At 63.3% G+C, this 14,083-nt stretch carries 14 protein-coding genes; 2 read left to right on the forward strand and 12 right to left on the reverse strand.

The annotated features are described in order from the left end of the window. Positions 1 to 551: 551 nt before the first annotated feature. From tyrS to argH, 6 genes are all read right to left on the reverse strand, one after another. Positions 552 to 1,841 (reverse strand): tyrosine--tRNA ligase, encoded by a 1,290-nt coding sequence (gene tyrS / locus ABEA12_RS16855; RefSeq protein WP_425571801.1) that lies wholly within the window; start codon positions 1,839 to 1,841, stop codon positions 552 to 554. 56 nt (positions 1,842 to 1,897) lie between these two features. Further along, positions 1,898 to 4,186 (reverse strand): HelD family protein, encoded by a 2,289-nt coding sequence (locus ABEA12_RS16860; protein ID WP_210101278.1) that lies wholly within the window; start codon positions 4,184 to 4,186, stop codon positions 1,898 to 1,900. Between the two features lie 111 nt (positions 4,187 to 4,297). Next, complete coding sequence (locus ABEA12_RS16865; protein WP_210101279.1) at positions 4,298 to 4,813, reverse strand: adenine phosphoribosyltransferase; 516 nt, start codon at positions 4,811 to 4,813, stop codon at positions 4,298 to 4,300. Between the two features lie 30 nt (positions 4,814 to 4,843). Beyond that, positions 4,844 to 5,497, reverse strand: a complete 654-nt coding sequence (locus ABEA12_RS16870; RefSeq protein WP_345469036.1) for a DNA-3-methyladenine glycosylase — start codon at positions 5,495 to 5,497, stop codon at positions 4,844 to 4,846. A gap of 24 nt (positions 5,498 to 5,521) precedes the next feature. Beyond that, a complete protein-coding gene (locus ABEA12_RS16875) occupies positions 5,522 to 6,265 on the reverse strand; it encodes a maleylpyruvate isomerase family mycothiol-dependent enzyme (protein WP_210101280.1) in 744 nt (247 codons plus the stop codon). A 97-nt stretch (positions 6,266 to 6,362) separates the two neighbouring features. Then, complete coding sequence (gene argH / locus ABEA12_RS16880) at positions 6,363 to 7,778, reverse strand: argininosuccinate lyase (RefSeq protein WP_210101281.1); 1,416 nt, start codon at positions 7,776 to 7,778, stop codon at positions 6,363 to 6,365. A gap of 194 nt (positions 7,779 to 7,972) precedes the next feature. Here argH and ABEA12_RS16885 point away from each other — a divergent pair, with 194 nt between their 5' ends. Together ABEA12_RS16885 and ABEA12_RS16890 are read left to right on the forward strand one after the other, a co-directional pair. Then, positions 7,973 to 8,383 (forward strand): ankyrin repeat domain-containing protein, encoded by a 411-nt coding sequence (locus tag ABEA12_RS16885; protein ID WP_210101282.1) that lies wholly within the window; start codon positions 7,973 to 7,975, stop codon positions 8,381 to 8,383. Positions 8,384 to 8,616: 233 nt separating this feature from the next. Further along, positions 8,617 to 9,177, forward strand: coding sequence for a macro domain-containing protein (locus ABEA12_RS16890; RefSeq protein ID WP_210101283.1), 561 nt, complete (start codon positions 8,617 to 8,619; stop codon positions 9,175 to 9,177). Between the two features lie 429 nt (positions 9,178 to 9,606). On the opposite strand, the gene ABEA12_RS16895 is transcribed toward ABEA12_RS16890, so the two are convergent. The 6 genes from ABEA12_RS16895 to argB all read right to left on the reverse strand — a co-directional run bounded on the left by ABEA12_RS16895 (position 9,607) and on the right by argB (position 13,993). After that, positions 9,607 to 10,047 carry an SRPBCC family protein gene (locus tag ABEA12_RS16895; protein ID WP_210101284.1) on the reverse strand — a complete coding sequence of 147 codons (441 nt, stop codon included), beginning with the start codon at positions 10,045 to 10,047 and terminating at the stop codon, positions 9,607 to 9,609. Between the two features lie 70 nt (positions 10,048 to 10,117). Then, complete coding sequence (locus ABEA12_RS16900; protein ID WP_210101285.1) at positions 10,118 to 10,294, reverse strand: hypothetical protein; 177 nt, start codon at positions 10,292 to 10,294, stop codon at positions 10,118 to 10,120. 38 nt (positions 10,295 to 10,332) lie between these two features. Continuing rightward, positions 10,333 to 10,854 carry an arginine repressor gene (locus tag ABEA12_RS16905; protein ID WP_210101286.1) on the reverse strand — a complete coding sequence of 174 codons (522 nt, stop codon included), beginning with the start codon at positions 10,852 to 10,854 and terminating at the stop codon, positions 10,333 to 10,335. Continuing rightward, positions 10,851 to 11,819 (reverse strand): ornithine carbamoyltransferase, encoded by a 969-nt coding sequence (gene argF / locus ABEA12_RS16910; protein ID WP_210101287.1) that lies wholly within the window; start codon positions 11,817 to 11,819, stop codon positions 10,851 to 10,853. Before argF ends, ABEA12_RS16905 begins: the two co-directional genes overlap by 4 nt. A 12-nt stretch (positions 11,820 to 11,831) precedes the next feature. After that, positions 11,832 to 13,076, reverse strand: coding sequence for an acetylornithine transaminase (locus ABEA12_RS16915; protein WP_210101288.1), 1,245 nt, complete (start codon positions 13,074 to 13,076; stop codon positions 11,832 to 11,834). Further along, the gene (argB, locus tag ABEA12_RS16920; RefSeq protein ID WP_210101289.1) at positions 13,073 to 13,993 is read right to left on the reverse strand and encodes an acetylglutamate kinase; all 921 of its coding nucleotides are present in this window, start codon (positions 13,991 to 13,993) and stop codon (positions 13,073 to 13,075) included. The genes ABEA12_RS16915 and argB overlap by 4 nt, the downstream gene beginning before the upstream one ends. Positions 13,994 to 14,083: the final 90 nt, after the last annotated feature.

Here is a 14,083-nt window from a genome sequence, read left to right on the forward strand (position 1 = left end):
AAAAAAATCCCGGCAAATTGCTCCTAGCATGCACACGGAGGTGTACACCTAAAAACCATTCACCAATAAAATAAATAAATTGGTATCAACAAACTTGGCACACTATTGAGTTCTCAAACAACAGACAGCTCCCGGTTCGCCATCCGTGCGACCAAAGGTGAGTCGGTGTTTCTTCCGGGGTGATGTATAAAACTTTATTTCATATTCTTCGCGGTGTCAAATCGGCTTTTCGCTGATCCAACCTGCTATAAATATTCACATTCTTTCAATGAATTACTTCTTCGAAAGAATGTTGTTGTCGTTCGCGTCCGGCTGCTTTTCGCTTGCCTTGGCCGCGGCGACTTAGAAAACAATACACACGTTTGCTGGAGACGGCAAATCGCCGCTCTCCTCCCTTTTTGGTTCGGCAAAGCCCTTAGTCAGAATGGTTTTCCTAAAAATCTGACCCCGGAATGGCAAGGGGCCGGGGCGTGGACCCAGCCGTGACTCGCGACACTTCGCACACCCCGGCCCACTTGCGATACCGGAAATCCTGCTTTTATGTCGCTTTCTTAGGCGACTTCTACAACTGCCAGGTTCTTCTTGCCGCGACGAACCAGAAGGTAGCGGCCGTGCAACAGGTCGTTCTTGCTCACCACTGCAGCAAGATCCGAGTACTTCACGTTGTTGATGTAGGCACCGCCTTCACTTACCGTGCGGCGGGCTGCGGACTTCGTTTCGGAAAGGCCCGAGGCCATCAAGATCGAAACAACATCGAGGTTTTCATCGGTGACCGTGGTGCTCTTGAGTTCCTGAGTCGCGGCACGAAGCGTTGCCTCATCCATATCCGAGAGTTCACCCTGGCCAAAGAGCGCCGCCGAGGCAGCGATGACCTTTTCTGTGGCGTCCGCTCCATGGACCATCGAGGTCACTAGGTAGGCGAGCTCTTTCTGTGCCTTGCGGGCGAATGGACGTTCGGCCACTTCCTGACCAAACTCCTCGATTTCCGCGCGCTTCAAGAACGTGAAGACCTTCAGGCGGGAAACCACATCGGCGTCGGCCGTGTTCAGCCAGAACTGGTAGAAGGTGTACGGGCTGCACATCTCGGGATCCAGCCAAATGGCATTGCCTTCGGACTTGCCAAACTTGGTTCCGTCGGAGTTTGTGATCAGCGGGGTGCCGTAGGCGTGCGCCCCCTTGCCCTCGACCTTGCGGATCAAGTCGGTGCCGCTGGTGAGGTTGCCCCACTGATCCGAGCCTCCGGTCTGCAGGGTACAGCCGTAGAGCTGGTTCAGCTTCAGGTAGTCATAGCCCTGGAGCACCTGGTAGCTGAATTCGGTGTAGCTGATCCCCTCATCCGAGTTCAGGCGGGCAGCAACGGTTTCCTTCTTGATCATGGTGCCCACGCGGAAGTACTTGCCAACCTCGCGCAGGAAGTCAATGGCGCTCAGCTGCGCGGTCCAGTCAAGGTTGTTGACCATGCGCGCGGCATTCTCACCTTCGAACGAGAGGAAGCCCGAGACCTGGGCCTGCAACCGACCGACCCACTCCCCCACGGTTTCCTTGGTGTTCAATACGCGCTCGGCCGTCTGGCGCGGATCGCCAATCAGTCCGGTGGAGCCGCCGACAAGGCCCAGGGGCTTGTGGCCGGCCAGCTGCAGGCGACGCATGTTCAGCAACTGGACCATGTTTCCCAGGTGCAGCGACGGGGCCGTTGGGTCGAAACCGCAGTAATACGTAATGGAGTCCTCGGAGAGAACCTTCTCCAGCTCAGTCTCATCGGTGGACACATGGACCAGGCCACGCCACTTCAGCTCCTGCCAGACGTTGGCAAACGACGAATCATTACTTTGTCCCACCAGTGCGGGATTCTGCTCAATTTCAGACACCCTACTAAATTAGCAGTCTCCGGGCGGTTTTACGCTTCCGTGTCAATACCCGCCGGAATCGCGCCCTCGGCCAGGATCCGAAGCCGTTGAGTGGTGCGCGTCATGGCAACATACAAGTCACCGACGCTTCCATCTACTTCATCGATCATTTCCTGTGGCTCGATGATGAGCACCACATCGAATTCCAGGCCCTTGGCCTCGCGAGCACCGAGCACCACGATGTCTTGGCTTAGCCCGCCGGACCCTGTACCCACACGGCGACCGAATTGCTCGACAACTGCGGCGCGTATCGCGGCCAGACGTGACTCGGGCACGATGACGGCCAACAGGCCGCCGTCGGCGATTCCTACCTCGCCGGGCAGCACCTCGCGCAGCTTGGGCAGCAGTTGTCCGGGTTCGAGACGGTCCACCAGCGGTGGCCATTGGCCCTCGCGCACGGCCTTGGGCGTGGAGATCGTCAGCCCGGCTGCATGCGCCACCCGTGTAGCGGCGGCGGCGATCTGCATGGGGGTGCGGTAGTTGACAGTCAGTTCTTCCAGGGTGAAGCGCTCGGCCACAAACGGCTTCATGGCCTGGGCCCAGCTGCTAGCGCCCGAGGCCGAAGAGGTCTGGGCGATGTCCCCTACCACGGTGAAGGACTTCAGCGGGCAACGGCGCATCAACAAGCGCCACTGCATCGGTGAAAGTTCTTGGGCCTCATCGACCACCACGTGCCCGTAGGCCCAGTCACGGTCGGCTACCGCCCGCTCGGCAGCGGTCTGCCGGGCTTCGGTCTCTTGGTTCATTGCCGCTAGGTCCTCGGCCTCCACCAATCCGTCGATGCCCGCATTGAAGAGCATTTCGTTGACATTGCGCAACGTCGCCTCGGCGTTCTCCACGTCGCGCTTGAGCTGGGCCTCGGCACCGCCTTCTTGGTTGCCCACGACCTTGAACTCGCCCAGCAGGTCCGCCGCCTCGTCAAGCAACGGTACGTCGGACTCCGTCCACGCGGCGCCGGGCTCACGGTGAAGGGCTTTCAGCTCCTGCTTGTTCAGTTGCGGTGCTGCCGCAGCAAGCAGGTGTTCCTTGGCGAAAAGTTCTTCCAGGAGCGACTCCGGGGTCATCGGCATCCAGCACAGGTTCAGCGCGATGCGCACGTCGCGGGACTCACGCACTTCCTGGATCAGGTAGCTGCGGTCCACCGCGTTGCCGTTGCCCGACGATTCCTCAAGGATCAGTTGCAGTTGCTCGGCAAGCTCGCGCACCAGGGTCTTGGTGAAAACCTCCCGGGCCTCGTTGTGTGGCTTGCGCGAGGCCCGTGCCTTTTCCCGTGCATGGCGCACCTGGCCCCGACCCAGGACCAAGCGGGTGCCTTCGACCACCACGCGGCGGTCCTCGGCGAGCAGCCGCTGGCGGTTGGACACGGCCTTGGCCACGACCTTGGCCATGAAGGCCTTGCCCTTGACCCTGGAGGTTTCGCGGTTGTGTTCGGCCACGGCACGGATCCCGGGGTAGAGCTCCCCCACCGAGGACATGACGACCCCGGTCTCACCCAGGGACGGCAGGACGCGTTCGATGTAGCGCATGAAGGAGGACGATGGCCCGACCAGCAGCACCCCGGCGGTCTTGAGCCGTTCGCGGTGTTCGTAGAGCAGGAAGGCCGCGCGGTGCAGCGCGACGGCGGTCTTTCCGGTTCCGGGTCCTCCCTGGACCACCAGCACCCCGGCCAGCGGGGAACGGATGATCCGGTCCTGTTCGGCCTGGATGGTGCCCACGATGTCACCCATGCGCCCGGTGCGCTTTTGGGTTAGTGCGGCCATCAGTGCGCCTTCACCCTGGTGGTTGTCGTTTTCGCTGAAAAGTTCGGTGTCCAGGACCTCGTCATCGATGCCCAGCACCGTGCGTCCGCGCAGCATCAGGTGCCGGCGGCGACGCACGCCCTGCCGGTGCAAGGCGGTGGCCTGGTAGAACGCCGCGGCCTCCGGTGCGCGCCAGTCGACCATCAGCCGGCTGAGCTCGTCATCGGTCATGCCGATGCGTCCGATGTAGCGCGGGGAGCCGGCGTCCTCGCCTGCCCGGTTGGCGTCCTCGTCCAGGTCCAGGCGGCCGAACACCAAACGGTCTTCAACCGCGTTCAGCTGCGCCAGCCGGTCTTCATAGAGTGCAGCAAAGGAGTCGCGTTCGGACACGTTCTGGATCGAGCCCTGCGGACCGGTGCGCCGGGTACGGGTCAGTTGCTCGAGCTTTTCGGCACGCAGCTCATCCAGGCGGTTGTAGAGCATCGAGACGTAGTCGCGTTCGGCTTCGAGCTCCGGTTGAACGGTCGTGGACTCTGGCATTCAGCACTCCGATGATGGGACGAAAACGTGGACAGACCAGTTTACGCTCTCAAGCAACTGGCAATTGACATCCCGGCCGGTTTCCAGGACCCGGCCGGAGGTTGGCGGTGCTTAGACCCGCTGGAGGGAATGTACGTTCAGGCCTGCGAGCTTGTCGCGGCCGCCGAGGGCCTCAAGCTCCAGGACCACACCGACTCCCGCGATCCTTGCCCCGGCCATGGCCAGCAGGCGCGCGGCCGATCCTGCGGTTCCTCCGGTGGCAAGCACGTCATCGAGGATCAGCACCCGGGCACCGGGGACAATATCATCGCGGTGCAGCTCCAGGATGCCGGTGCCGTATTCGAGGGTGTATTCATCGCTGTGCACCGCGCGGGGCAGCTTTCCTGCCTTGCGCACCGCGATCATCCCCGTTCCGGTGGCGTACGCTGCGGCAGCGGCCATCACGAATCCGCGGGCCTCGATCCCGGCGATGACATCGAACTGGCCGGCGAATGGCGCAATGACCGCGTCGATGACACGGCGCAACCCGATGGGGTCGGCGAAGACGGGGGTCAGATCCTTGAACGAGATGCCCTTGGAGGGGTAATCGGGAACAATTTCGCTAAGTCGGTCAAGAAGGTCGCTCATGCTTTCAGGCTGTGGAATCACCCAACAAGTCTAGACCTCGAATCCCCGTGCCTTGCGCGGTGCCGCCTTGCGGTAGGTCGAGACGCTTGGTTCGCCGGGAAGCCAGAATCGGTAGGGATATTCCTCGGTGCCTCCGGGGCCGGCCACACCGGTCCGGGGACCCACCAGGTAGGAGGCAGGGGAACCGGTGAGATTTTCCAGCCCGAGTGCGGGGCCCGGGGGCGCAGCAACCCCGTTGGCGTAGCTTGCCAGGTTGTTGGCCAGGGTCAGTCCCAGCCCCTGGGCCAGCCGCGCGGGCCCGGCGAGCAACTTGGTCTCCGGTGCCCGCGGATGTCCCCGGCGGGCCAGGACCGTTTCCAGTCCCGTTAGAACCTCACCGGCGCGCATCAGCACCGCCGATGCGGTGCCCTCGGATCCGCACACCACGTTGGCGCAATGGTGCATGCCATAGGTGAAGTACACGTATGCGGTTCCCGCAGCGCCAAAGAGGCCGGCGTTTCTGGCTGTTTTGCCTCTGTAGGCGTGCGACCCGGGGTCCATCGAACCGTCGTAGGCCTCGACTTCGGTCAGGCGCACGATGACCAGCTGGCCGTCGATGAAGCTGGAGACATGGGCACCGAGCAGGTGCGGAGCCAATTGCATCGAGGGAAGAGCCAAGAGCTCCTCGCGGTTTCCTGTCCCCACGTCGGTGCCTTCCGGTGGACTGCCTTAGACCTGCTTCTTGGATTTCTGCCCGGAGGGCCAGGGGCCCAGCTCGGGCAGGTCGGTGCCGTCGCCATCCGCGGTGGCCTGCACGGGGCCAACAGGTTCGCGCCCGGCCAGCCATGCCGCCAGGTCGAAGTCAGTGCCGCTGAGCACCGTGGCGTCCTCTCCGTCACCCAGGATGATGCGCTGGGCCCCGTGTGGCTGCAGGACGTAGCGCCTGCCTTCGGGCACCCGGACGACAAGCTCGTCAAAAAGGTGGGCGCAGAACTCGGGCTCCCAGTCCGCGACGGTGCGATCCAGTGCCAGGTCGCTGGTGTGGATGACCAGTTCGCGCCAGATGGCGTGGAAGAGTTCGGCGACGCTTCCCCCACCCCGGAACCCCGTGGCAAGGTCCCATTGCCCGGTCCCGGTTGCGCGGACGGCGGATTCCAGGGCGCCCAACGACTCGTTGGTGCGGGCGACCAGGGGGCCGGAGCGCATCAGGGCGGCCATCTCGATGTCGGAGTCCCGGCCCTCGGGGCCCCCGTCGTACATCGGGGAGGGATCTTCGGTGCCGGCGGTGTCCAGTTGCCGTTTCGCGGCCTTGGCGAAACCGTCGATGTGGGCCACCACGTGGGCCCGGGTCCACCCCGGCAGAACGCTGGGCGCGGCCGTGGCCTCGTCGTCCAGGGTGGCCAGCAATTCGCGTAGGGATGTCAATGCGGCGAGGATCCTGCTCGCCAGGTCCTGTTGGGTCAGCTCACTCATACCCCACACCATATCCGCACAAAGATCCGAATATCACGCGGGCCGGGTCCATCACCGATGTGGCGGACCCGGCCCGCGACACCGTTAGCGGTTTGCCCTAGCCTGCGTAGGCGCGCACCGGAACCAAGGCTTCCTTCAGCGCGCCAAGCTGGGCCAGCACAGCGGAGGGCGCTGTGCCTCCCTGCGCGCTGCGCGAGTTCAGCGATCCTTCGGTGGACAGGACGGTGCGGACCTCTGGCGTCAGGTGGGCGGAGATCGAGGAGTAGTCCTCGTCGGAAAGGTCCCAGAGCTCCACGCCCTTGGACTCGGCCAGCTTCACGGCGGCGCCGGAGAGCTCGTGTGCGTCGCGGAACGGCACGCCCTGGCGGACCAGCCATTCGGCGATGTCGGTGGCCAGTGCGAAGCCCAGCGGTGCAAGCTCGGCCATGCGAGCGGTGTTGAACTTCAGCGTGGCGATCATGCCCGATACCGCGGGAAGCAGAAGTTCCAAGGTGTCGGTGGCATCAAAGACCGGCTCCTTGTCTTCCTGCAGGTCGCGGTTGTAGGCCAGCGGCAGGGCCTTGAGGGTGGCAAGCAGCCCGGTGAGATTGCCGATCAGGCGCCCGGCCTTGCCCCGGGCCAGTTCGGCCACGTCCGGGTTCTTCTTCTGCGGCATGATCGAGGAACCGGTGGAGTAGGAGTCATCCAGTGTGACGTATGAGAATTCCTTGGTGGCCCAGAGGATGACCTCTTCCGAGACCCGGGAGAGGTCGACGCCGATCATGGCTGCCACCCAGGCATACTCGGCAAAGACGTCCCGGGACGCGGTGCCGTCGATGGAGTTCCAGGCGGCGGAGTTGAATCCGAGTTCCGTTGCCACGGTGTTCGGGTCAAGGCCCAGCGAGGAGCCGGCCAAGGCACCGGAGCCGTAGGGGGAAACCGCGGCGCGCTTGTCCCAGTCGGCCAGTCGCTGGACATCGCGAAGCAAGGCCCAGGCGTGTGCCAGCAGGTGGTGTGATAGCAGGATCGGCTGTGCGTGCTGCAGGTGCGTGCGTCCGGGCATTGCGGCATTGGGATGCGCCTCGGCCTGCTCGATCAGCGCATCGATGGTGGCCAGCACCCCTCGGGCGATGACGCGGGCGTGGTCGCGCAGGAACATGCGTCCCAGGGTAGCGATCTGGTCATTGCGTGAACGGCCCGCGCGGAGCTTGCCGCCCAAGGCCGTTCCCGCACGCTCGATCAGCCCGCGTTCCAGGGAACCGTGGACGTCTTCATCGGAGTCGGAGGCGACGTAGGCACCGGAGACGACGTCGGCTTCCAGTGTGTCCAGGGCCTTGATCATCCCTTCGAGCTCGGCAGCGTCAAGCAGTCCGGCACTGCTCAACACCCGTGCGTGGGCACGGGAGCCTGCGATGTCGTAGCGGGCCAGCCGCCAGTCAAAGTGCGTGGACTTGCTCAGTGCCGCCAGTGCGTCAGCCGGGCCACCGGCAAAGCGTCCGCCCCAGAGTGCACCTTCGTTTGTTGCCGATCCCATGTTCATCCTTCCGTGCGCCTTGGTGGGCGCCGGGTCGCGAGGTGTCCAAATCCACTGTTCATCGTAGTGCAGGGCCGTTCGCCGGCCCTCGACTCAACATCGATTTTCTTATATTTATTCATAAGTCTACATAAATATTCAGATGTTTTGTCGTGAATCGGCCCCCCGCACCGCCCAAACGGTAGGATCTACTTATGACAGAACCAAACACTCCTGACGAATTATCAGACGAGGATATTGCGTTCCTGCACTCCATTTTCGATCTGGCGCGCGAGGGGAACACCGAGAAGCTGATGCTCCTGGTTGACCAGGGCATTCCGGGTGACCTCACCGACCCCAAAGGCAACACGCTGATGATCTTGGCCGCATACAACGGGCATGACGACATTGTTTCGGGCCTCATTGAGCGCAAGACCGATCTCAATCGACTCAACGACAAGGGCCAGGGCGCACTGACGTGTGCGGTCTTCCGCAAGAACGAACCGCTGGTGCGCCAGCTGCTGTCCAAGGGCGCGGACCCGCACCTCGGTTCGCAAAATGCCCTCGCCGTAGCCAAGATGTTCGAGCTGCCCGAGCTCGCAGCCGTGATCGAGGAATACCTCTAGGCTCGGCTCCAGCCAAAAACCCCGACCGATGGGGTTCGTTGGTCCCGCCATGCGCCGTCGACACCGGCGGCGCGTGTCCCCATTACGGAACCTCCTCGGCACCCGAAATCCGACCCAGGCACGGCTTTGCTCTAGTCACAGTCGAGAATCCACCATGTCCCCTCCACAAGTCCAACGCTCCGGCGTATCGTGGTGCGTACCAAGTGTTTCAGATCACTGACAGGAGCCCAGAAATGCATATCGAGATCGTGCGAGGAGACATCACCGAGCAAAAGGTCGATGCGATCGTCAATGCAGCAAACCCCTCCCTGCTCGGTGGCGGCGGCGTTGACGACGCCATACATGCGGCAGCAGGTCCGTCGCTCCTTGCGGAATGCCGGAAGCTCCGGGCCACGACCCATCCCGACGGGATTGCCTCCGGGCTTGCCCTTGCCACCGGCGCCGGAGACCTGCCGGCCCGCTGGGTGATCCACTCCCCCGGGCCCAACCGCCACGTAGGACAAACGAATCCCAAGACCCTGGCCAAGTGCTTCACGAACTCCCTGTATGTCGCATCGCGGCTTGGGGCCGGCAGTATCGCGTTCCCGGCCATAGGTGCGGGGTCCTACGGCTGGGCACCGGAGGATGTTGCCTCGACCGCATCACACGCGATCAATGACTGGTTCGAGATGTATTCGCACTCCACCTCCATCCACCGGGTCGTCCTGGTCGTCCACAACGATGATGTCGAAGCCGCCTTCCGCAAGGTCTTTGACTCTCCACACAGCGAGAGCGAACTCGTCCACAGGCCTTAGCCCCGAACGCTGCCTGGGCCCGAGTCGCCCAGGCAGCGGATCGCGGAAAGGCTCATGGGGCCATAGAATGGCTACATGGAAACGGGAGGATTCCTAAGGTCTCGATCTACACCTCGGGCGGAGCTATCACGGGCGAAACGGTGCCTGTCGGGGCCATTGGGAGTGCTTCGATGTGTTTCGTCGCAGGCTCCAAACCGTGCGGGACTAGTTCAAAACCGATCGCCCGCCCGTTCCTGCGCCGTCTGGCGAGGCCAGCATCAATCAGGATCCCCAAGTGCTTGCCCACTGTTGACGGCCAGCACCCAGGGAGGCACTTAAACGCGAGGCACTAGAGGCACTGCCCCCTAGTTGCCTGAGCACCTCCCTACGGCTTTCATCCGAACAAGGCAGCAAAGATCAGTTGTGTGGGGCCCGAGGGTCGGGATCTGGTCAATTCCGGCTCAGGTGGCGTTGTGCCGCGAGCATCTCCGCAGTCCACCCCTGGGTCTTCGTGCTGATGACACGGGCATGCTCCCCGTCAACGAAAGCAGCCAATCCGCTTTCCATGACACGGAGGCGTGTCGCCCCGGCATTGGTGGCTTCCACCCAGAATTCGACCATCGTGTTGGGAACCGGATCGTCCCAGTAGTCCCCTCCCAATGACCGAAAGGCGGCGTAGTGGGGAGCATCCAACGTGACGGTTTCGAAAACGAACTTGCCGTAGATGGCGTCGTGGACGGTGGAGAACGCGCCATCGGTTTCGATCTTGTGAGGCGCGATGGCGCCGCCATTGATGAACCATCCGGGCTCGCTGACCAGTTTCCATACGGCTTCGACAGTCGCGAATATGTCGACGGTTGCCTCAATGACGTCTTGCCGTACGTTGCCCATGTGTTTCCCCCAAAGCGCTAGCCCCTTGTGCAACCAAATGGTTGCACAAGGCCCTAAGTAGCACAAGGGTTTACAAACCGGTGCCCGCCAGGGCGTGAAGGGCCGGCAAGCCGATCACCAAACCGGGAGCCTCTCCGGCACCCTTGAGTATGCCGGTTGTCCCGATGATGAGGCCAGCCACGATCCCCAGCAGGATCACGACCCCCAGGATCGCTCCGAGGATCGCGGCCTTCTTGGACGGTTCCATTCGTTCCTTCGGTGCTTTGGGGTTAAGCGGTTTCTTGGTCATTGCTGCTGCGGGTCGGCCAAGGCCAAGAAACGCGCCGCCACCTCGGCACCACCATCGACCTCGCGGGTCACCATCATAACGGTGTCGTCCCCGGCAATGCAGCCAAGGATCTGCGGCATCGTGGAGTGGTCGATGGACAACGCCAGGAAATTCGCAGCCCCCGGCGGGGTCCGCAACACCACGATGTTTCCCGAGGCCTCGGCAGTGATCAGCAGTTCTGCGCATTGCTTGGCAAGCTTGGCATCGTGGATTTCCGGGCTGACCCCGGCCCGGGGGCTGCGGTCGCCACCTTCCTGGCGCACTGCGTAGACAAGTCCACCATCGACGCCGCGTACGCGCACCGCGCCCAGCTCAACCAGATCCCGGGAAAGAGTGGCCTGGGTGACCGCCAAGCCCTCGTCGGCCAACAGAGCCGCCAACTCCGCCTGGGAACGTACGGTCCGGGTCGAGAGGATGGATCCCACCCGGGCCTGTCGGGCGATCTTCGTCGTTGGCTGGAGCGATGCCGGTGTGCTCATCGGTCAAGACCCACGCCGGCAACCTCTGCCAGTCCCGACTTGGCCAGTAGCCAGGCCATGATGGCCTTCTGGGCATGGACCCGGTTTTCGGCTTCGTCAAAGACCACCGACTGCGGACCGTCAATGACCTCTGCCGCAATTTCGTATCCACGGTAGGCCGGCAGGCAATGCAGCACGACGGCGTCCGGGGACGCATGCGCCATGGCTGCGGCGTCAACCGCATAGTTGCGGAACAGCTCCATGCGCTCGGCCTTTTCCTCTTCCTGGCCCATGGAAACCCAGGTGTCGGTGGCCACCACGTCGGCCCCCGCAAGAGCCTGGGAGGCATCCTGGGTCACCAGCACCGAGCCACCGGTTTCGGCCGCACGCGCCGTTGCCGCGGCGATGATCTCCGCGTTCGGAAGGTAACCTTCGGGACCGGAAATCCTCACGTGCATCCCGGCGGTGACGCCGGCCAGCAGGTAGGAGTTGGCCATGTTGTTGGCCGAGTCCCCCAGGTAGGCCATGGAGAGTCCGGCCAGGGTGCCCTTGTGTTCCCGCACCGTGAGCAGGTCGGCCAGCAGCTGGCACGGGTGGTAGTCATCGGAGAGCGCGTTGATGACCGGAACACCGGAGTTTTCCGCCATCTCCTCGAGTCCGGCCTGTGCGTAGGTGCGCCACACGATGGTGGAAACCATGCGCTCGAGCACCTTTGCCGAGTTGGAAATAGATTCTTTGTGCCCGAGCTGCGATTCGGCCGAGTTGATGATCAACGGTGATCCGCCGAGTTCGGCGATGCCGGCGGCGAAGGAGACCCGGGTGCGGGTGGAGGTCTTGTCGAAGAAGACGGCCACTGTCTGGGGTCCGGCATAGGGCTTGTACCCGTACTTGTCCTTTTTCATGGCCAAGGCCAGATCAAGGACCTCGGTCTGCTCTGCCTGGGTCAAATCAAGGTCGGTCAGGAAGTGGCGAACTGTGTTGGTCATTGTCGTGGGGTCCTATTCCTGGGTGCCGGCAACGACCGCGGCGTATAGCGCCGGCAGTGCTGCAACGAAGGTGTCGAGTTGTTCGGTGGTGATGATCAGCGGCGGTGCAAGGCGCAGCGTGTTCGGGCCCGGTGCGTTGATGATGAACCCTGCATCCAGGGCAGCTTTGACCACCGCCGGGGCAACGGCGGCTTCCAGGTCGAAGCCGATGAGCAGTCCGCGTCCGCGCACCTCTGTTACGAAATCCATCGCCGCGAGCTTTCCGCGCACGTCCTCACCCACGCGCACCACCTGCTCCAACAGCCCCTGGGACTCGATGACATGCAAGGTCGCCAGGGCCGCCGCTGTGGCCACGGGGTTTCCGCCAAAGGTGGTCCCGTGCTGTCCTGGTGTGAGAAGTCCAGTGGCCTCGGGGCCGAAAACGATCATGGCACCGATGGGGAAACCGCCGCCCAGTCCCTTCGCCAGGGTCATCGCGTCAGGGAGCACCCCGGCGGAGGCGAACCAGGCTCCGGTGCGGCCGATGCCGGTCTGCACTTCGTCGAAGATCAGCAATGCGCCGGCAGCTGCGGTGATTTCGCGTGCTGCCTGCAGGTATTCAGGAGCGAACTCAATGACTCCGGCCTCGCCCTGGATGGGTTCGATGAACACCGCTGCGGTGTTTTCATCCACCGCTTCATGCAGCGCCTCGATATCCCCGGCGGCAACCCACTGGACACCGCCGGGCAACGGCTCGAATGGTTCGCGATAGGCGGGCTTCCAAGTCAGGGCCAGCGCGCCCATGGTGCGGCCATGGAAGGCGTGCTCCAACGCAATGACCTTGGTGCGCGGCGCATCCTCGGTGCCGGCATTGCGCCGGGCGAGCTTGAAGGCCGCCTCGTTGGCTTCGGTGCCGGAGTTGGTGAAGAACACCTTGGAACCGGTCGGCGCCGCGCTGATCTCCAGAAGCTTTTCGGCCAGCGCGATCTGGGTCGGGCTGGTGAAGAAGTTGGAGATGTGCCCCAGCGTCGCCAGCTGGGAGGAAACCACGGAGTTCACCAGCGGGTGGGCATGACCCAGCGCGTTGACGGCGATCCCTGCCAGCAGGTCTAGGTATTGATTGCCGTCCGCGTCCCATACATGGCATCCGGCGCCACGCACCAGTACCTGTTGCGGGGCGCCGAAGACCCCCAGCAGCGAATTGTTGTACCGGGAGAGAAGTTCGCTGCCCGGCAGTGCGCTCAGGGCGCCGACCTCGTGTTCAATGATCTCGTTCATGCCTCGTCCTTGGGAATGACTTGGGTACCGACGCCGGCGGAGGTGAAGACCTCCAACAGCATCGAGTGTGGTTGGCGGCCATCGACGATGTGGGCCTGGCCCACTCCCTCGTCCACGGCCTTGAGGCAGGCTGCCATCTTGGGGATCATCCCCGATTCCAGTGAGGGCATCAGCGCGCGCAGCTGCTCGGTGTCCAGGGAGGAAATCAGCGAAGACCTATCAGGCCAAGCCGCATAGAGCCCTTCGACGTCGGTGAGGATGACCATCTTCGAAGCCCCCAGCGCACTGGCCAGTGCCGCCGCGGCAGTGTCGGCGTTGACGTTGAGCACCTGCCCGGTGGGGTTGTCGTGCTCGTCGACCTCGGGAGCCACGGTGGAGACCACCGGGATCTTGCCGGCGGCCAGCAGGTCAAGGATCTGGTCGGGCTTCACCCCGGTGACCTCACCCACCAGTCCCAGGTCCACGTGTTGTCCTGCCACATAGGCGCCGGTGCGCACTGCGCGCAGCAATGCGCCGTCTTCCCCGGAGAGTCCCACGGCGTAGGGTCCGTGCGAGTTGATCAGGCCGATCAGTTCGCGTTGCACCTGGCCGGTGAGCACCATGCGGACCACGTCCATGGCCTCGGGGGTGGTGACCCGCAACCCGCCCTTGAACTCGGATTCGATGCCCAGGCGGCTGAGCATCGAGTTGATTTGCGGGCCGCCGCCGTGCACGACGACGGGGTTGATCCCGGCGTGGCGCAGAAAGACGATGTCTTCGGCGAACGCGCGGCGCAGGTCCTCGTTGATCATGGCGTTGCCGCCGTATTTGATGACCATGGTGGTTCCGGCAAAGCGTTGGATCCAGGGCAGCGCCTCGATCAGGGCCTCGGCCTTGCGTTGTGCCACACCCATGGGGGTGGCTTGCTTCTCAGTCATGCTCGGGGTTATTCCTCACTGGATTCACAGGCCAGAGGCGATCGGCCCAAGGGGGCGGGTTCGAATCCCGCCATCCCGGAGCCGTTGCCT

This window comes from Paeniglutamicibacter antarcticus (assembly GCF_039544305.1).
Classification (GTDB): Bacteria; Actinomycetota; Actinomycetes; order Actinomycetales; family Micrococcaceae; genus Paeniglutamicibacter; species Paeniglutamicibacter antarcticus_C.